The organism is Pelagicoccus sp. SDUM812005 (assembly GCF_031127875.1).
In the GTDB taxonomy this organism is placed as follows: Bacteria; Verrucomicrobiota; Verrucomicrobiia; order Opitutales; family Opitutaceae; genus Pelagicoccus.
The window spans coordinates 237,676-255,574 of record NZ_JARXIA010000002.1; the positions used below are offsets into that span (position 1 = coordinate 237,676).

Sequence of the window (17,899 nt, forward strand, 5' to 3'; positions counted from 1 at the left end):
AGCGTTTGCGCTAAATTCAAACAATCTCGCCGTAAGGGCTTTACTTAACGAGATTTTAACCGAACAAAAACACCTATGCAAGCAGCAGCAAAGGGAGCTATTTTGATAATCGACGACGAGGAAGGTATCCGCGCCGTACTGCAAGCGATCCTGAACAGCATCGACATCGAAACCCTCGAAGCTTCGGACGCCAAAACAGCCCTCGCCGTGCTCGAAAGCAACAAAGACTCCATCGCCGCCTGCATGCTCGACATGAACCTGGAAGACAGCTACGGCGAAGACCTCTACGACAAGCTGCGCCTCGTCTCCCCCGACCTCAAGGTCTTCGCCATGAGCGGCATCTTCGGCGAAGAGATCAAGGAACGACTGGGCGACCGACAAATAGCCGGCTTGATCTCCAAACCGTTTTCGACGAGCCAGCTGATCGAGACCGTACAATCCGGGCTCGAAGCTTAGCCGCTCGTTTTCGCGATCCTAGGCGATCGTATTCAGCGTACGCCCAACCGACCCGCCACGTAGCGGTTCGTTCTCGTGCAGCGAAGGCTCGCGCGGGCTAAAGTAAGGAGACTTCCCAGCCGATGACTGGTGAGCTTCCTCCTCTTCCTCGCGCTCTTCCCTCTCGCGCTGCTCGCGCAAGATCGGATAGTGCCGTTCTAAAATGTTTCTTGGATAGAGCTGTTCCATGCTCGTGTGATGTTTGTCAGAATCCGTTCTGTTTCGGTGGATTCAATAATCCCCATTACGTTAAACGGCGTCTACGACCTTCACTTAAATCGAGACCGCCCCTTTCGCGCTTTTTTAGCAAGCTCTCATCCAAACGCCGATACCCGCGGCAGGGAAAACGCTCCGCGCCCTCCCCCATCCCCACTCCGCAACTACACCCAGCCTCGCAGCGCCGCTAAAATTCTCGCAAATCCGCGCCCAAACCGATTGCCAATCCCCCGCCGATCGCCACACTAAAAGATGTGCCACCTATCGACCTTACAACAGAAAGGCGTGACGCTTTCAGAAGCCTGCTCGACGACCCAAGTCCCGTAGTGCAAAAGGCACTCGTCGCAGAACTCACCAAAATCGGCACCCCCGCCTGCGATTTCCTCGACGAACTCGCGAACGGCAGCAACCGCATGCTGGCCCTGCACGCCCGGCGCATCCTGCGCGAAGTGGAAAACGCCAACCCGAGCGAAGAGTTCCGCAAGTTCATCCGCTCCCAAAACTACGAACTGGAAACCGGCATCATCATGCTCTGCCGCGTCGCCTACCCGGAAGTCACCGCCGCGGACATCTGCACCCAAGTCGACGCCATCGCCAACCGCTGCCGAGAACTCATCGCCAACCCGATCTCCCCGCGCGAACGCTGCGTGATGATCAACCGCGTCCTCTTCCACGAGTTCGGCTTCCGCGGAAACGCGGAAGACTACGAAAATCCGGACAACAGCTTCCTCAACCGAGTCCTCGAAACGAAAAAAGGACTCCCCATCACCCTTTCCATCCTCTACCTCCTCGTCGGCCAACGCGTCGGGGCCGACCTCGACCCCATCGCCTACCCCGGACACTTCCTGGTCGGCTCCTTCGAGGAAGACCTCCCCTTCTATATAGATGCCTTCAAGCGCGGCCACTTCATCGCGCCGGGCCAGCTGCTCGACTACTCCAGCGGCTACCTCTCCGCCGCCCAACTCGGAAACATCGCCCCCAGCCCCATCCGCGAAGTCCTCACGCGCTGCTGCCAAAATCTCGCCAACCACTACGCTGCGGCCGGACAGCAAGGCCAATCCCAGCTCTTCGCCAGCTTCGTGCAAGACTTCCAGACCGCTCACAGCGCCTCCCCCAGCAAGTAATCCGGGCAATATTTTTCTCGCCTGAGAAAGCGGGCACGCAACGATAGCTCCGATGCTCAGCTACTCAGCCGACGAAACCTACACGCTCGAAGACCTGCGCCGCTGGAACTTTCCCGGCACCAGCCTAGCTGTATTGGGACAACCAGTACGCCACTCCATCAGCCCGCAGATGCACAACGCCGCCATCGCGCAGCTCGCCACATCGCAGCCGGAGCTCGCGCAGTGGCGCTACTTCCGCTTCGAGATCCAGCCCGAGCAGCTCCTCGAAGCCCTCCCCATCTTCCACAGCAAAGGCTTCGCCGGACTCAACCTCACCGTTCCCCACAAGGAAATCGCCTTCCCCGCAGTCGCAAGCATCGACCCAGCCGCCCAGCCCATCGGCGCCGTCAATACCCTCAAGCGCCAAGAAACTGGATACGCCGGCTACAACACCGACGGCTACGGCCTCGCCCAAGGCATCAAGATCCAGCTCGACCGCGAAATCGCTGGCTCCGACTTTATCCTTCTCGGCGCCGGCGGAGCCGCCCGCGCCGCCGCCATCCAAGCCCTCCAGTCCGGCTGCGCCAGCCTGACTATCGTCAACCGAAACCAAGATCGGCTCCAGCAGCTCATTTCCGAACTCGCTCCCATCGCAAGCGCGGCAAACATCCCCCTGCAGGCCCTCGCCCCCAACGCTATCGATTCCCTCCCGCAAAACGCTCTCCTAGTCAACGCCACCTCGCTCGGACTCAAGCCAGAGGACCCCACGCCGATACCCGAAAGCAAGATACCGCAAAACGCGACCTGCTTCGACATGATCTACAACCCGCCCACCACCGCCCTCATGAAGGCGGTCGTCGCTTCCGGCGGCCAAGCCGGCAACGGCCTCGCCATGCTCGTCCATCAAGGAGCCAAGTCGCTCTCCATCTGGACCGGCGCCGAGGCGCCCGCCGATATCATGCAAGCGGCCGCCAACCAAGCTCTGCAAAGCCACTAGCCCGCAAAAGATGGATACGCTGCAGTTTATCGAAGGAGAGTTTCCCTGGCTCATGCCCAGTTTCGCATTCGTCATGGGAGCGATCGTCGGCAGCTTCCTAAACGTATGCATTTATCGAATACCTGCAGGTAAATCCATCGTAAGCCCAGGGTCCACCTGCGCCTGCGGACAAGCCATCGCATGGTATGACAACATCCCCATCCTCAGCTGGTTCATTCTGCGGGGAAAAGCGCGCTGCTGCGGCGGAGCCTACAGCTTTCGCTACCCCTTCGTCGAAGCCCTGACCGGCTTCTTCTTCCTCGCCGCCTGGCTCTCCCACTCCCCACTGAAGGCGCTCTGCCTCATGCTGTTCTCAGCCATGCTCGTCTGCGCCAGCTTCATCGACTTCGACCACATGGAAATCCCAGACCGATTTTCCATCGGCCTCGCCGCCATCGGCTTCGGACTTTCCGTATTGGTTCCAGAACTACACGACGTCGCCAGAAGCGAATTCGCATTCGCCAGCGTCAAGGCTGCCCTGGACTCCGCCATCGGCATCCTCATCGGATCCGCCACCATCCTCTGGATCGCCCTCCTAGCCGAAGCCATACTGCGCAAGGAGGCCATGGGCTTCGGCGACGTCAAGCTGCTCGGCGGCATCGGCGCCTTCCTCGGCTGGCAAGGAGCCATCTTCTCCATCTTCGGCGGTGCCTTGCTGGGATGCATCGGCCTGCTGTTTTGGAGCATCGTCAAAAAGTTCCGACCCCAAACGGAAACACCATCCGTCCCGGCCACCCCCAAAACGGAAAGCGAAGACGACGACCAAAGCTTAGAACGCCATATACCCTTCGGCCCCATGCTTTCCGGCGGAGCCCTGCTCTACGCCTTCCTGCTTGAAACGGAAGTCCTCCAATACTTCTCCCAGTTCGAAACGCTCTACCGCGAGATCTCGCAACGCCTCTAAAAGCCGGCCCTCCGGCAATCTCAGCGACGTCCCCCCCGCTTTCGCATTTGTATCCAAGCTGCGGGCACGAAAAAACCCGTGGCGATTAAACCACGGGTCTCATTAAATTCTAAGCGTCGAAGACTAGAGTTGCTCCTTCAAGCCAGCGCCAGCCTTGAACTTAACGTTCTTGCTAGCCTTGATCTTGAGAGGCTCCTTGGTGAGCGGGTTGATACCGGTGCGAGCGGAACGCTTGCCCACGGAGAACGTGCCGAAACCAACGAGCTGGATTGCAACAGCGTCCTTGGAATCCTTGTCGCGGAGCTTAACTTCCTTGGCCGCCTTTTTAACAGCAGTCTTGATAGAGGACAACACGGCGCTCAAAGCCTTTTCAGCTTCAGCCTTGGAGGAGTCTCCTAGATTCTTTTGGATTTCGGCAATAAGTTCAGATTTATTCATATGCGGAGTATTATTATAGCTATGTTAGGGTAGAACCAGAGATAGATTCGAGGGATAACTGAATACGGCAAAATTGATCGGTCAAAACAAAACGCGCCGTTTTCGCGATAAATATGGGCCTCCAGCCCCCTTAGTTACTGGGTTCGTGCGTTTCGCCCTCCCTGCCAGCCTTCACCAAACGCAAAAGCTCAGCCAATGCCGCAACCTTCTCGATCCCTCGCTCTTCCGCGATCTGGCCCGCCCGCTTGATCAATTGAGCCGCCATAACCTGAGCCTGAGCCTCCTCGGCGCCGAGCTGACGCAGCGCCGCCGCCACTTGTTCGACCTCAGTCATCGCTCGCGTCTCCTTCCCTCCGCAAGCTCACTTCCACCTCTCCAGCCCGCAAGCAAGCCCCGTCGAAACCGCTGCTGACGACCGCCAACCCCACGCCTCCAAACTTCGAATACGCCACCGAGCGCAGCTGCCCCTGCCGCTTGCCGGCATCGTCCAGCAGGTCCACTGGCAACTCCGCCTGGGAAAAAGTAGTGGGATCCTCGATACCCACAATTCGCAATCCTTTGCGCACCCTGCCCATCGCATGCAAGCGAGCCATCACTTCCTGCCCCAGATAGCAGCCCTTCCGAAACGAAACCGCGTCGACTTCCAGTCCGAGCTCCTGCGGCAAATCCAGCTCCCCAAACCCACGCCCGATCTGCGGCGTCTTTCCTTCAATCGCCAGCGCCGCGAGCTCATCTTCCGACAATGCCTCGGCCCCGAGTTCAGCCAAACACGCATCCACATCTTCAATACGAGCCTCCGCCCCTCCCTTCCCTTCTAGAAAGAGTATTTCCAAGACGGGCTCCGCGCCACGGCGTCCCCAAAACGCAACCACAGGGCCCTGCCCTTCGCAAAAGGCGCCTTCGCTCGGAAGCTCGATCCCCAGCGCCGCGCAGGCCCGGGCCTGTGCCGCTTCGCCCCATACGCTGATTCCGCGCGGACCTTCGCTCGCCGCCTCCAGCTCCGCGTCCTCCATGATGAGGTAGGCATCGAGCCGCTCGTGGATCGCAGCGGTTCCGCAAAAATAGCTCAGCAGGACGAACTGGTCCTCCCCGCGGCGCAGGACGAAGCTGTCCGCTACGATCTTCCCCTTGCGGTTGAGCCAAAGCCCGTAAACCACCTGGTCCACCGTCATGGCGGACAGATCGTTGGAAAACTGCCCCTGCAAAAACTCCTGGGCATCCGGTCCGCAAACGCTCAACTGCGCCCCGGCTTGGTACTTGAAATAACGTGATCTAGGCATGGGAAAAACAGGCTGCGCGATTCCGCAAACGCCTGCGAATTTATATTTGACAGAGGTAAAAAATGCTCCATCAAGTCGCCGCAACAACAAACACTTTCTCGCCTAGCGAGAATTTTGGGGTAACTAAGAAAACGAGTGGCGGATCGCTTAGGGGTAGGCGATCCGCCTTTTTCTTGCCCAAATTCCACCCCCTTTCCTGCAGAATTAGGGGAATTCCATTTGAAATTTGCTGCCAGCTTCACCAATAACGCCTCCAGTGAAGAACACCTCCGACATAAACGTCACTCGCACCGACGCTCTCCCAACCCCTCGTCAGCTCATCTCAGAGTACGACAAGACGGAAGCGCAAGCGGAGTTCATTTCAAAGTCGCGCGACGAGATCCACGAGATCATCTTCGGCGGCGACAAGCGCCTTCTCGTCGTGATCGGACCCTGCTCCATCCACGACACCGAAGCCGGCCTCGAATACGCCAAACGCCTCGCCGCCCTGAGCGAAAAGGTCAAGGACCGCATCTGCCTCGTCATGCGCGTCTACTTCGAGAAGCCCCGCACCTCCCTCGGCTGGAAGGGCCTCATCATGGACCCCGACCTCGACGGAAGCGAAAACATCAAGAAAGGCCTGCGCGTCGCCCGCGAGTTCCTACGCAAAGTCATCGACCTCGGCCTCCCCACCTCCACCGAGCTCCTGGACCCCATCACCCCGCAGTACATCGCGGACCTCGTGTCCTGGGCCGCCATCGGAGCCCGCACCACCGAGTCCCAGACGCACCGCCAGATGGCCTCCGGCCTCTCCATGCCCCTCGGATTCAAGAACGGCATGGACGGCACCGTTGGCGTCGCCGTCAACGCCATCAAGGCCGCCAGCGGCTCCCAAACCTTCCTCGGCATCAACACCGACGGCCAAGCATCCGCCGTCACCACCAAGGGCAACCCCAACTGCCACGTCGTCCTGCGCGGCGGCAGCGGCGGCCCCAACTACGACTCCCAAAGCGTCGCCCAGTGCGAAGCCGACCTCAAGAAAGCCGGCCTGCTTCCCGCCATCATGGTCGACTGCAGCCACGGCAACAGCAACAAGGACCACAACCGCCAGCCCATCGTGCTCGACGACATCATGGAGCAGATCACCGCTGGCAACGACTCCATCATCGGCGTCATGGTCGAAAGCAACCTGCACGCCGGAAACCAAAAGTTCCCCGCGCCCAAGGAAGAGCTCGCCTACGGCGTGTCCATTACCGACGCCTGCATCGACTGGGAAACCACCGAAGCCGCCATCCTCTCCGCCTACGAGAAGATGGGAGCCCGCTTCGCATCCGCCTAAGGTCAGGTCCGAGCGCCCGGCGCGCCGTCTTGGTACGCCATGCTTAAGGTCGCTTGAAGCCCAGCTAATCTCCCCCAACAGGCCGCGCTATTTATTAGCGCGGCTTGTTCTTTTGATTCGCCTTCATTACGAGCCCGCCTAGCTTCGAGCTCGCTATGAAAAACCCAGTACACGTGGCAGTCACCGGCGCCGCCGGCCAAATAGGATACTCCCTCCTCGTACGCATCGCGTCAGGACAACTGCTCGGGCCGGATCAGCCGGTCGTGCTACGGCTCATCGAAATCGAGCCTGCCATGAAAGCCCTCGAAGGCGTCGTCATGGAACTGCAAGACTGCGCCTTCCCCCTCCTCAAAGGCATCGTCCCCACCTGCGACCTCAACGAAGGCTTCGACAGCGCCAGCTGGGCTCTCCTCGTCGGCTCCGTCCCCCGCAAGGCCGGCATGGAACGCAAGGACCTGCTCGGCATCAACGGCAAGATCTTCACCTCCCAAGGCAAGGCCATCCAGGAAAACGCCGCCTCCGACATCCGCACCCTCGTCGTCGGCAACCCCTGCAATACCAACTGCCTCATCGCCATGAACAACGCGCCGGACGTCCCCAAGGATCGCTGGTTCGCCATGACCAAGCTCGACGAAAACCGAGCCAAGACCCAGCTCGCCCTCAAGGCCGGCGTCGACATCGCCGAAGTCAAGAACCTCGCCATCTGGGGCAACCACTCCTCCACCATGTATCCAAACTACTTTGACGCCACCATCGGCGGCAAGGCAGCCACCGACGTCATCACCGACGAAGCCTGGTACAAGGACGACTTCATCCCCACCGTGCAGCAGCGCGGGGCCGCCATCATCAAGGCCCGCGGACTCTCCTCCGCCGCTTCCGCCGCCAACGCCGCCATCGACACCGTCGCCAACATCATCAAGCCCACCGCTTCGGACGACGTGTTCAGCGTCGGCATCTGCTCCGACGGCCAATACGGCATCGAGCCCGGCCTCATCTACTCCTACCCGATCAAGAGCGACGGCTCCAAGCTCTCCGTGGTCGAAGGCCTCGAGATCAACGAGTTCAGCCAACAGAAGATCAAGGAAACCGAAGCCGAACTGCTCGAAGAAAAGAAGATGGTCTCCGACCTCCTCTAAGCTCCGGCCCAACCACATTCTCCCCCAAACGCCAGCCGCCTCCGCGACTGGCGTTTTTTTCGTCCCACCCCCAACCCCAGCTCCCAAACACCCAGCACCCAAAACCTAGAACCCAGAAACTCCACTTAACGTTTAAGCCCCCCAGCCAAGCCTCCGACTGGCAAAGCCCCGCCACCTGCCCTAGCGTCCGCTTCCAAAAGAGCCCCGCCAAGCAGCGCTCGCAGCCAAGCAAACCGCCAACGCCAGTCCTATGCGAAACCTTGCCATCGCCATTACGTTCCTCGCCGTTCACGCCTCGCTCCCCTCCGCCGAGCTCTTCCATCCCAGCGCCGTCACCATCGAGGCCGGCCCCTTCCGCCAATCCATCGAGACCAACGTCGACTACGTGCTCGCCCACGATCCCGACCGCCTGCTCGCACCCTTCCACATCGCCGCCGGCCTCGAACCCAAAGCTCCCCAATATGGAAACTGGGAATCCTCCGGTCTCGACGGCCACTCCGCCGGACACTTTCTCTCCACCTACGCCACCCTCTCCCTGCAAAGCGACAACCCACTCCTGCTCGAACGCCTCCACTACATGCTCGGCGAACTCGAGCGCTGCCAAGACGCCCACGGCACCGGCTACCTCGGCGGCGTGCCCAACTCCCAAAGCTTCATCGCCCAGCTCGAGGCCGGCCAGATCAAAGCCGACCGCTTCTCTCTCAACGGAGCCTGGGTCCCCTGGTACAACCTCCACAAAACCTACGCCGGACTCAAGGACGCCTGGCTCGTCACCGGCAGCGAACAAGCACGCGACCTCCTCGTAAAGCTCGCCGACTGGACTTACGCGGTCACCTCCAAGCTCACCGAAGCGCAGCTCCAGCAAATGCTCTTCGCCGAGCACGGCGGCATGAATGAGATCTTCGCAGAGATGTATCAAAAACTTGGCGACAAACGCTACCTCGAGCTCGCCTACCGCTTCACCCACCGCGAACTGCTCGATCCCCTCCTCGCCGGCGAAGACAAGCTCACCGGCTTCCACGCCAACACCCAAATCCCCAAGGTCATCGGCTTCCAGCGCACCGCCCTCGCAGCCCACGACGAGGAACTGCACCAAGCCGCCAGCTTCTTCTGGGACACCGTCGTCAACCACCGCTCCGTTTCCATCGGCGGTAACTCCGTGCGGGAACACTTCCATCCCGCCGACGACTTTCGCATCATGCTCGAATCCCGCGAAGGCCCCGAAACCTGCAACACCCACAACATGCTCCGCCTCACGACCCTGCTCTACCAGGCTGAGCCCTCCGCCTCCCTCGTAGACTACTACGAACGCGCCCTCTACAACCACATCCTCTCCGCCCAGCACCCACAAACCGGCGGCCTCGTCTACTTCACCCCCATGCGTCCCCGTCACTACCGCGTCTACTCCGTTCCGGAAAACGCCTTCTGGTGCTGCGTGGGTTCCGGCATCGAAAACCCAGGTCGGTATTCGGAGTTCGTATACGCCAAGCAGGACGACACCCTCTACCTCAACCTCTTCCTCGCCAGCTCGCTCGACTGGCAAGAGCAAGGCCTCCAGCTCAGCCAAACCACCACCTTTCCCCAATCCCCTTCCACCTTAATAACCATCCACGCCGCCCCCGCCCAAAAGAAGCTCGCCCTAAAAATCCGCCGCCCGGCTTGGACCACCGACGCCTTCCAAATCACCCTCAACGGAAAAGCGATCCCCGTTTCCGCAGACGATTCCGGATACGCCAGCATCGCCCGACAATGGGAAGCGGGCGACACCCTCCGTATCAACCTCCCCATGCAAATCCGCGCCGAGCAACTCCCCGACGGATCCCCCTTCTTCTCCTTTCTCTACGGCCCCATAGTGCTCGCCCAAAGAGTGTCCGAAGGCGAAACGCCCGGCCTCTTCGCCGGCGACGGCCGCATGGAACACATCGCCCCCGGCGCCTACCTCCCGCTCGACCAAGCCCCCATGCTCATCGGCGACTCCCACGAACTCGCCTCCCGAGCCAAATTCGTAACCGGTCAGCCACTACACTTCCAGCTAAGCGGCGACATCCGCCCCGCCCCCGACCGCCCCATCCTCCTGGAGCCCTTCCACCAAATCCACGAAACCCGCTACACCACCTACTGGCAAAGCGTCGACGCCTCGAGCTACGCCCGCATCCAGGACGAACTCGCCCGAAAGGAATCAATCCAGCTCGCCCTCGCTGCCCGCACCCTCGACAGCATCGCCCCCGGCGAACAACAATCCGAAGTCGAGCACGACTACCGCGGAGAAGACGCCCGCAGCGGCGCTCAACTTGGTCAACGCTACCGCGAAACGTCCCAATGGTTTGAATACACGATGAGAGAGCCCGGCGACGCTCCCCTCGAGATCGCCCTTAAGTATCTCGGCAGCGAATGGGGCAAAGCCTGCAGCATCCAAGTAAACGGCACCAAAATCGGCGCTCTCGAGCTCTCCGCCCAGCACCCCGACAGCTTCGACGAGATCGCCTTCCCCATCCCCGCCGAACTGATAGCTCCCGGCAAGCCACTCACCGTACGCATCCAAACCATAGACCAACGCCCGAGCCCTATGGTATTCGGCATTTCCCTACGCCGTCAAAAAAGGTAGGACGTGACCGCCGGGCAAGCCGCATTGCAAGATCATCCCCGCCAGCGTTCCACCTCCCCAAAAACACGATCCACAACCTCCCCCTACGCCTCCCCAAAAGGTAGGGCGTGACCGCCGGGCACGCCGCATTGCAAGATCATCTCCGCGAGCGTTCCACCGCCCCAAACCCAACAATCCCAAACCCTCCGCGAAATCCCCTTCGCGCCCTCCCCAAAGGAAGGCGCACCCTGCGAGCAAACGTCCCCGCTAGCTCTCCTGAGGCTTCGCTTCAGCCGTTTCCTCGGGCTTCGCGTCAGGCTGCTTCATCACCACCTCGATCGGCTTGCCGCCGCGCAGGTTGATGTCGCGCTGCGGGAATGGGATCTCGATATCGTTCTCCTTAAAAAGCTCCCACAACCGCATGTAAATTTCACTGCGAATACTGCCCAACCCATTCGCAGGGTCTCGTATCCAAACTCTCAATTCGAAGTTCACCGAGCTATCGCCAAAATTCAACAGCCAGCAGCTAGGCGGCTTGTCCCGAACCACGCGCTTGCATTCGGCCGCCGCCCGGTTGGCCAACTCCATGACCTTCTTCCCGTCCGCATGGTAGGACACGCCAAACGGCACCCGCACCCGCACCAGGTCGTCGCTAAACGACCAGTTCGTCACCTTCTCCGTGATCAAAGTCTCGTTCGGGATCAAATGCTCCATCCCGTCCCGCGTGATCACGCTCACGTAGCGAGCGCTCAGCTTGTTGATCCAGCCGTAGGTGTTGTCCACCTCGATCACGTCGCCCGGCTTGATCGAGCGATCGCTCAGCAGGATAACCCCGCTGATAAGGTTCGAAACCACCTTCTGGAAGCCGAAGCCCAAGCCCAGGCCGACCGCCCCCCCCATGAAGGCTAGCGCCGAAAGATCGATCCCCATGGAGCTGATCCCAAACAGGATCGCCCCCACCACGACCATCGCCTTCAACACCTTGATTACCAGCATCTGCAAAGCCGGCGTCAAAGCGGGCGACTTCTTCACGCGCCCCTCTCCCAAACGCATCACCCAGCCCGTCAGCGGTATCAGGATTAGAATTACAAAAATACCCTTACCGATCGTCAAGGCCGTCACCCGAGTCGACTCGCCCTCCGCCACCGGCAGCACCTGCAGGCTATCCAGCCCATCGCGGATCACCTCCCAAACCCCCAGCAAATTCAACACCAGCAGCACCGCCGTCACGAAATAGAGCGTCTTGAAGTAGGCGCGCGTACGGATCGGACGCGGCAGCGCCCCCGACAGCAGGATCAAGGTCGCCAAGCTGGCCGCCGCCCGCAAAAGGATGTAGTTCTTGGCCTCGACCGCCTTCTCGGCCGCCACCTGCCCCTCGGCCATCACGGCCGCCGCCGGCTGACCCGACTCCAGAGCCGCCACCACCGCCAGCTGCTCGTTGCGCCCGTCGAAGTAGATCGACACCGACCAAAGCAAGGACGCCAAGGCAATGCGGAAAAAGTTGTCGCTGACCCAGTCGATGGCCGACTCCACCCAGTCGTCCCGTTCCTCGATCGCCTCCGTGACCTTCCGAAACAAAGGCTTCAAGGCAAAGTGCAGCACGTAGGCCAGGGCCGCCACGCCCGCGATGGCCCCGAGCTGGATATAAAGGTCCTCTCCTACCAGCAAGCCGCGAAACGACTCCCAGGCCGAAACGATCCACTGCTCAGCCATCTCGGACCAAGTCGCGCTCTTCGAAGACTCCGCTTGAAGCAACAATGGGGTAAACAGGTCAAACATAGAGCAAACCCTACCCAACCCCGCCCCGCCCGCAACTGAGATTTTCCATAACTCCCGCCCCTTCTCTAACTTAAACACCCCAGTTGGCGCGAACCTTGTAATGCAACGATGAAAAGCGGCTCGCCCGGGGCAAGACCGCCCCGGGCCCATGCAGCTTGCAAAACCCACCCTGCAAAAGACAAGAAAACCGAATCGACAAAGCCATGCCACACAAGCACCCAACCCAAGCCGACGCCCAGTCGCGCCCGCAGCCTTGGAGCATCGCCGCCAACCTCGGCCTATCCGTCTTCCAATTCGTCGCCGGACTGCTCTCCGGCAGCGCCGCCCTGCTCGCCGATGCCCTGCACAACACCAACCATGCTGCCTCCCTCGTGGTCGCCTCCATCTCCAAACGCATCTCCCGCAAGCGCCCCAACGCCAAGTACACCTTCAGCTACCGCCGGGCCGAGCTCATCGGAGCCCTCATCCAGCTCACCGCGCTCGTAATTATCGGGCTCTTCCTCGTCAGCCACGCCATCGAGCGCTTCGCAAATCCCGTGCCCGTCGCCAGCAGCTGGGTCGTCTTCGGCGCCAGCATCGCCCTGCTCGTCGACCTCACCACCGTCGGCCTGCTCTGGGCCACCACGAAAAGCAGCCTCAACCTCAAGGCCGCCCTCCAGCCCAAGCTCGCCGACGCCGCCCCCACCCTCGCCGTGCTCTTCGGAGGCGCCCTCATGCTGCTCTCCGGATGGACCTGGATCGACCCCTTGCTCACCCTCGCCATCGCCGCCTTCATCATCCTCAGCTCCCTCAAGCGCCTCGCCCAGACCAGCCGCACCCTCATGGAAGCCACTCCCGAAGACATCGACCTCACCCAGGTCAAGGAGCAAGCCGAATCCATCACCGGCGTGAACGACCTCCACCACCTGCACGTCTGGGAGCTCGACGAGTCGCACCGCGCCCTCGAAGCCCACGTCGTCATCTACGACGACATCACCCACCGCCAGCGCGACATCAAGCGGCAGCTCAAAGGCCTCTTCGCCGAACGCTTCTCCATCACCCACAGCACCCTCGAGTTCGAGCGCGCCTCCGAAGCCTCCCGGCGCAAGGAAACCCGCCTCGTGGCCTCCCACTAGGACCCCGTTTCGCTGCGCCCAGCGGGAACCCAAGCAAAAACTTGCTTTCTAAAAAAAGGCCGCCACATTCGGCGGCCTGTTCTTTGACTTCCAGTCAAGACGCCGCTCCCAAGCGGCAACCACAACCGAAGTTCCGATTCCAACTTCACCCATTCACTTTTTCGCGATTTACCAGCGACGCTGGCTAATGGGGGTGTTCCGGATTCGACCTCAAGTTGGAGCATCTGGCTGCATGTAGAGGATGATAGTTGGCCTCTTAAATCGTCTATCAAAAACACAAATGGCACACACGAAGAAATGCCTCTAGCTGCTTAATATAGCGCTACGTTCCCCCGCCGATACTCGCTAGGCGGAGCGGAGCGACGACCAGCGAGCATAGCCGAGAACGGGCGCCTCTTGCGCCTCGGCCGTACTTCACCAAGAGGCTGGCCTCGAAGGTAGCGCGGTTTCGTCGCGACCGAGAGGCGAGATCAAAAACGAAAACAAACATGTAGACGCCTTATGTGAAGGCTCGAGGGACGCGGGTTCGACTCCCGCCACCTCCACCAGCCTTCGCCAAGGCTTCGGCTGGCTCCGCCAGTAAGAAGTCTTGGCGAAGGCTGCCCGCCATAGTCTCGACGACGGTGGGCCCATTCAGACCTCATTGCGCAAGCGCTTTCTCCTGCGCATAACGCTTCTGCGCACGGCTTCGGCTGGCTCCGCCAGTAAGAAGTCTTGTCGAAGGCGGAAACTCGCAGAGTGCAGGAGGACACACAATCCACCGTAGCCATTTCCTAATACGCACTTGATTGCATCGCCCTTTGGGGCGATTCCAACGGTCACGACCTAGGCCTTAATCCTTCGTTCGCCAGATCGTCGCCACTGGCTCGAACTTGTCCAAGATCCAGTCCGAGTTCGCCACTCGCATGTGACCATTGGTCGATTCTATTCGCCAAAGCCGCTTCCCGATCATCGCCTGCACCCATGCGTGCCCCGGCTCGCCAGGTAGGTAGTCTTCGGATACGCCAATACACAGGGCAACCTCCTCGACTCCCGCTTTCACCAATAGCTCAGCCAAGAGCAGCGACTTGTCTGCACAATCCCCTTCGTTGCGACGCAAGGTCTCCTCCGGCAATCCCCAACCGTGCGACTGTGCCGAATACGGAATGCCACCCACCCTCCGAGCAATCCTCCGTACCGTTTCATAGGTTTCGCTAACGGACAGCGAAGTCACCCCAGACTCCAACGCGTCCAATCTCTCCTGAAGCCACCGCACCTCTTCCGGATTGATCCGTCGCGCATCCCCTGCGACCTCCGCACTATCCGGTCTCCAGCCTCCTTTACCGCTCGCGACCGTTTCCACGCTCGAACTCTCCAACACTGAAGACATCGCGCTCGACGACAATGTCACCGCATGGCCACTCGAGCGTTCCGAAACCGGCACCTCCAAAACTGCCGCCTCTCCCAATTCGATCTGCGGCTGACCAATCAATTCAACGGGCTCGGCCGCGACCATTCCCCTGGCGTCAACCTCTGCCACGTCCGAACGAGCTTCCCAATTCAAATGGGTTTTGGCCAAGTAAACCAAGGCGAGCACCAGCAAGCTCCACGCACCGAACCAAGCCAGCTCCCTCACCGTTGGCGTGTATCCAGATCCATATTTTCGCGCAGCCATATCAAAGAGTCAGTTCCACAGACTCATTCGACAGAACCCGCCGGAAATTTACCCCTAGCTCTCACAATCCCCGCTGCCTGCCCCCCAGTCGCGGAAGCAGCCATGCAACAACGCCCCAGAGCCTCCTTTAGAAGCATAGATCATCCTCGACGAAGAGATCTGAGCGTGTCGAAGGGCCCCAACCTTGAGCTAGCTCTGATTACTGGATACACGATCCGGCAACAGCTGACCGAATAGACGAGGAATAGCACATGATACGCGAGCCTAAGACATCCACTGTAAGATACGTTTCGGTAAACTCGATTTTCCTCAGACCAAAGAAATCGCTCCTAAGTAAAAACCTTTAGCTCGCAAATCTACACTCAGGGCCTTTTTTCTGAGCATCCACTCGAGTGAAATGAACAAAAAAGCCCTCACAGAAGCCGATATCCGCACCAAGTTCATAACTCCCGCCATCGACAAGGACAAGCAAGGTTCTTGGGATACTATGACGCAAGTCCTCGAGGAGCATTACCTCACGGCCGGTCGCGTCACCGTAAGAGGCAAATCCATCCATCGCGGCAAAGCCAAGAAGGCCGACTACCTGCTCTTCCATAAACTAAACCTTCCCCTCGCCGTCATCGAGGCCAAGGACAACAAGCATGCGCTCGGCCATGGCATGTCACAAGTCCTTGAATACGCCAAAGTTCTCGACATCCCCTTCGCGTATTCGTCAAACGGATACGACTTCCTCGAGTATGATCGCACCGACCTTTCCGATCCTGTCGAACGCGAGATCCCCCTCGACCAATTTCTCTCCCTCGAGGAGCTCTGGCAACGCTATCGATGCTCCAAAGGCTACACCGACGAGCAAAAGGAAATCGCCACCTACGACTACTACGACGATGGCTCCGGCAAAAGCCCCACTCCACCGCCACAAACCTCCCCACTGCGCTCGTCACCGAACTGACCACAGGCACCAAGAGGCATTCTTCAAAACTCAAATCCCCCTTAGCGGATTCGATGCGACAACTCTTCCAACAGCACCTTGAAGCCATCAACCTTCCCGGCAGCGGGAAGGCGAGCTCCTACCTCAAGGCTCTTGAGCATTTGTCGCGGATGATTGAATACGAACCGCTCGGTTTCGAGGACTGCCAGGACATCTACTCCGTCACTTCCATCAGTCGCCTCAACGAGCTGTACGAGGTCACCAACCAGCAAAAGCACCTCGGACGGAAAAGCATTTGGGTGGTTCGTGGGATCCCCAGAAGCTACCTGCAAAACGGCTACTGCACGGCCGCCATCCGAGCGTATCAGGAGTTCTTGATTCAACATGCCTATGAGAGCGTGCTATTGGAGCGTTACGCTTCTTTCGAAGGCGACGCGAAAGACTTATCCGCAAAACTCGAGCGAAAGCTTACGATCCCCAAGAACCTTCTTGAGAATTGGCAAGGCCAGGAAGGCAAAGAAACGCTCCGCACTATAAAAGCCCGCTTCAACCAGAACGTCTTCCGTCAAATGACGCTGCAGAACTACCGAAGCGCCTGCTGCATAACTGGAAATCCCCTGCCCCCACTCTTAACCGCTAGCCACATCAAACCCTGGGCTTTGAGCAATGCCGAAGAAAAACTCAATCCGAGCAACGGGCTCTGCCTCGCCAAAACCCAAGACGCCGCTTTCGACAAAGGCCTCATCACCTTAGATGAAAAACTTAGGGTTGTCGTATCCAAGAATATTCGAGATCTCACGTCCGTGACTTCTATCTCAGAGAACTTTCTGCAGTTCGAAGGAAAAAGAATCGCCCTACCCGTCCGGTTTACACCCTCACAGGCTTTCTTGGAATACCATCGCACCCACGTTTTTGTGGCCTAAGCGTAAGCGGTACAATATTTGTTCGGCCGGCAAGTCGGGAGTGCGACGATTCAGGCGAAGCTGACAAGCAAGGACGAACGCATCCCCGGTGGTGGAAGCTCGGACCGCGTAGTTCCGCCGCACCACTTCGCCGGAGGCAAGTTCAACAAGACCCGCCAAGCTGAAAAGCTCAGCTACTCGGAGCAAATTTCCCATTGGACGAATCATCGCTAGTTCGACCCGTCGATCTAAAGCCGAAAACACCGAAAAAGGGGGAAAATCAACCTTCCTGCATGGATCTTTGAATACAGCTAAAACTCGGCAAATGCACCCTCCGAGACACCCTTTGAAGAGTGAAGCAGACTTCACCCTAACAGAAAGATGTAGGTGCGCAATCGGCGCTGCGAGCGGTTTCGCTTGAACGTCCCCCAGTGGCGGCAGATAAAAAAAGGACCACCTGCATGAGGTGGCCCTGTGAGTGTCGGTATTCGATTAGCAACTACCGCATGAACCTGCGACGAAGCGCCACCAATCCTAGCAAGCCCGCCGCAAGGAGGGCGATTGTCGATCCGGCATCGGGAGTTCGGTAAACTTGACCGCGGATCTCCCCGCCCGGGAATTGATCCGTGTGAACGTTGATGTACCAGTTGCCAGCCAGCAAATTGGTTGCCTCCGCATCTGAAATTACGGCGCTGCTGATGGAAGAATTCCCGACCAAAGGCAAAGGCAGCCGGACGCCTGCGTTAACCCCTGCGGCAGCTGGACCGTGAAAGTGGGCGACAGTGAGCGTACCCTGAAGTCCGGACCAATTAATTGCCCACGAAAGCACCTTGGTGAAATCGTCGTAAGTTATGGTGGCAGAGCCAGTCGCTGGGGAAGCATTGGGCGGAACCTCCTGAGTCCCACTCAGGGTAGCTTCTAGATTGTAAACAACAGCTTGGGACGCTGCCGCAAAAGTCAGGCAAACGATGAGGGTGACTAATTTTTTCATATTTGGTTGGGTTAAGTTGC

General features: G+C 59.3%; 17 protein-coding genes and 1 other RNA gene. 11 read left to right on the forward strand and 7 right to left on the reverse strand.

Annotated elements, in window-relative coordinates:
- Positions 1 to 75: 75 nt before the first annotated feature.
- Positions 76 to 456, forward strand: a complete 381-nt coding sequence (locus tag QEH57_RS04545; RefSeq protein ID WP_309005492.1) for a response regulator — start codon at positions 76 to 78, stop codon at positions 454 to 456.
- A gap of 18 nt (positions 457 to 474) precedes the next feature.
- Here QEH57_RS04545 and QEH57_RS04550 read toward each other — a convergent pair whose 3' ends face one another.
- Positions 475 to 684 carry a hypothetical protein gene (locus QEH57_RS04550; protein ID WP_309005493.1) on the reverse strand — a complete coding sequence of 70 codons (210 nt, stop codon included), beginning with the start codon at positions 682 to 684 and terminating at the stop codon, positions 475 to 477.
- A 353-nt stretch (positions 685 to 1,037) separates the two neighbouring features.
- Between QEH57_RS04550 and QEH57_RS04555 the strand changes: the two genes are divergently transcribed.
- From QEH57_RS04555 to QEH57_RS04565, 3 genes are read left to right on the forward strand one after another with little or no spacing between them, the layout of a single operon-like run.
- Entirely contained in the window at positions 1,038 to 1,835 is a 798-nt protein-coding gene (locus QEH57_RS04555; RefSeq protein WP_309005494.1) for a transglutaminase-like domain-containing protein, read from the forward strand.
- A 52-nt stretch (positions 1,836 to 1,887) separates the two neighbouring features.
- Entirely contained in the window at positions 1,888 to 2,811 is a 924-nt protein-coding gene (gene aroE / locus QEH57_RS04560; RefSeq protein WP_309005495.1) for a shikimate dehydrogenase, read from the forward strand.
- A 10-nt stretch (positions 2,812 to 2,821) separates the two neighbouring features.
- The gene (locus tag QEH57_RS04565) at positions 2,822 to 3,754 is read left to right on the forward strand and encodes a prepilin peptidase (RefSeq protein WP_309005496.1); all 933 of its coding nucleotides are present in this window, start codon (positions 2,822 to 2,824) and stop codon (positions 3,752 to 3,754) included.
- 123 nt (positions 3,755 to 3,877) lie between these two features.
- Here the strand turns inward: QEH57_RS04565 and QEH57_RS04570 are convergent, their stop codons facing one another.
- The 3 genes from QEH57_RS04570 to QEH57_RS04580 form a co-directional block, all read right to left on the reverse strand.
- Entirely contained in the window at positions 3,878 to 4,192 is a 315-nt protein-coding gene (locus QEH57_RS04570) for an HU family DNA-binding protein (RefSeq protein ID WP_309005497.1), read from the reverse strand.
- Between the two features lie 130 nt (positions 4,193 to 4,322).
- Positions 4,323 to 4,526 (reverse strand): hypothetical protein, encoded by a 204-nt coding sequence (locus tag QEH57_RS04575; protein WP_309005498.1) that lies wholly within the window; start codon positions 4,524 to 4,526, stop codon positions 4,323 to 4,325.
- Positions 4,519 to 5,472, reverse strand: a complete 954-nt coding sequence (locus tag QEH57_RS04580) for a hypothetical protein (RefSeq protein ID WP_309005499.1) — start codon at positions 5,470 to 5,472, stop codon at positions 4,519 to 4,521. The genes QEH57_RS04575 and QEH57_RS04580 overlap by 8 nt, the downstream gene beginning before the upstream one ends.
- 256 nt (positions 5,473 to 5,728) lie before the next feature.
- Here QEH57_RS04580 and QEH57_RS04585 point away from each other — a divergent pair, with 256 nt between their 5' ends.
- The 3 genes from QEH57_RS04585 (at position 5,729) to QEH57_RS04595 (ending at position 10,531) form a co-directional block, all read left to right on the forward strand.
- Positions 5,729 to 6,790 (forward strand): 3-deoxy-7-phosphoheptulonate synthase, encoded by a 1,062-nt coding sequence (locus QEH57_RS04585; protein ID WP_309005500.1) that lies wholly within the window; start codon positions 5,729 to 5,731, stop codon positions 6,788 to 6,790.
- Between the two features lie 155 nt (positions 6,791 to 6,945).
- Positions 6,946 to 7,926 (forward strand): malate dehydrogenase, encoded by a 981-nt coding sequence (locus QEH57_RS04590; protein WP_309005501.1) that lies wholly within the window; start codon positions 6,946 to 6,948, stop codon positions 7,924 to 7,926.
- A 250-nt stretch (positions 7,927 to 8,176) separates the two neighbouring features.
- Positions 8,177 to 10,531 carry a glycoside hydrolase family 127 protein gene (locus QEH57_RS04595; RefSeq protein WP_309005502.1) on the forward strand — a complete coding sequence of 785 codons (2,355 nt, stop codon included), beginning with the start codon at positions 8,177 to 8,179 and terminating at the stop codon, positions 10,529 to 10,531.
- Between the two features lie 246 nt (positions 10,532 to 10,777).
- Here QEH57_RS04595 and QEH57_RS04600 read toward each other — a convergent pair whose 3' ends face one another.
- Positions 10,778 to 12,289: a mechanosensitive ion channel domain-containing protein gene (locus tag QEH57_RS04600; RefSeq protein ID WP_309005503.1), complete on the reverse strand. Its 1,512-nt coding sequence runs from the start codon at positions 12,287 to 12,289 to the stop codon at positions 10,778 to 10,780.
- Positions 12,290 to 12,492: 203 nt separating this feature from the next.
- Between QEH57_RS04600 and QEH57_RS04605 the strand changes: the two genes are divergently transcribed.
- Together QEH57_RS04605 and ssrA are read left to right on the forward strand one after the other, a co-directional pair.
- A complete protein-coding gene (locus QEH57_RS04605; protein ID WP_309005504.1) occupies positions 12,493 to 13,404 on the forward strand; it encodes a cation diffusion facilitator family transporter in 912 nt (303 codons plus the stop codon).
- 189 nt (positions 13,405 to 13,593) lie between these two features.
- Positions 13,594 to 13,952, forward strand: a transfer-messenger RNA (tmRNA) gene (ssrA, locus tag QEH57_RS04610).
- 284 nt (positions 13,953 to 14,236) lie between these two features.
- Here ssrA and QEH57_RS04615 read toward each other — a convergent pair.
- Positions 14,237 to 15,058, reverse strand: coding sequence for a transglutaminase domain-containing protein (locus QEH57_RS04615; RefSeq protein ID WP_309005506.1), 822 nt, complete (start codon positions 15,056 to 15,058; stop codon positions 14,237 to 14,239).
- Between the two features lie 397 nt (positions 15,059 to 15,455).
- Here QEH57_RS04615 and QEH57_RS04620 point away from each other — a divergent pair, with 397 nt between their 5' ends.
- The gene (locus QEH57_RS04620) at positions 15,456 to 16,007 is read left to right on the forward strand and encodes a type I restriction endonuclease (RefSeq protein WP_309005507.1); all 552 of its coding nucleotides are present in this window, start codon (positions 15,456 to 15,458) and stop codon (positions 16,005 to 16,007) included.
- A gap of 53 nt (positions 16,008 to 16,060) precedes the next feature.
- On the forward strand, positions 16,061 to 16,909 hold the full coding sequence (locus QEH57_RS04625; protein ID WP_309005508.1) for an HNH endonuclease: 849 nt from the start codon (positions 16,061 to 16,063) through the stop codon (positions 16,907 to 16,909).
- A 478-nt stretch (positions 16,910 to 17,387) separates the two neighbouring features.
- Here QEH57_RS04625 and QEH57_RS04630 read toward each other — a convergent pair whose 3' ends face one another.
- Positions 17,388 to 17,879 (reverse strand): CHRD domain-containing protein, encoded by a 492-nt coding sequence (locus QEH57_RS04630; protein WP_309005509.1) that lies wholly within the window; start codon positions 17,877 to 17,879, stop codon positions 17,388 to 17,390.
- Positions 17,880 to 17,899 lie beyond the last annotated feature (20 nt).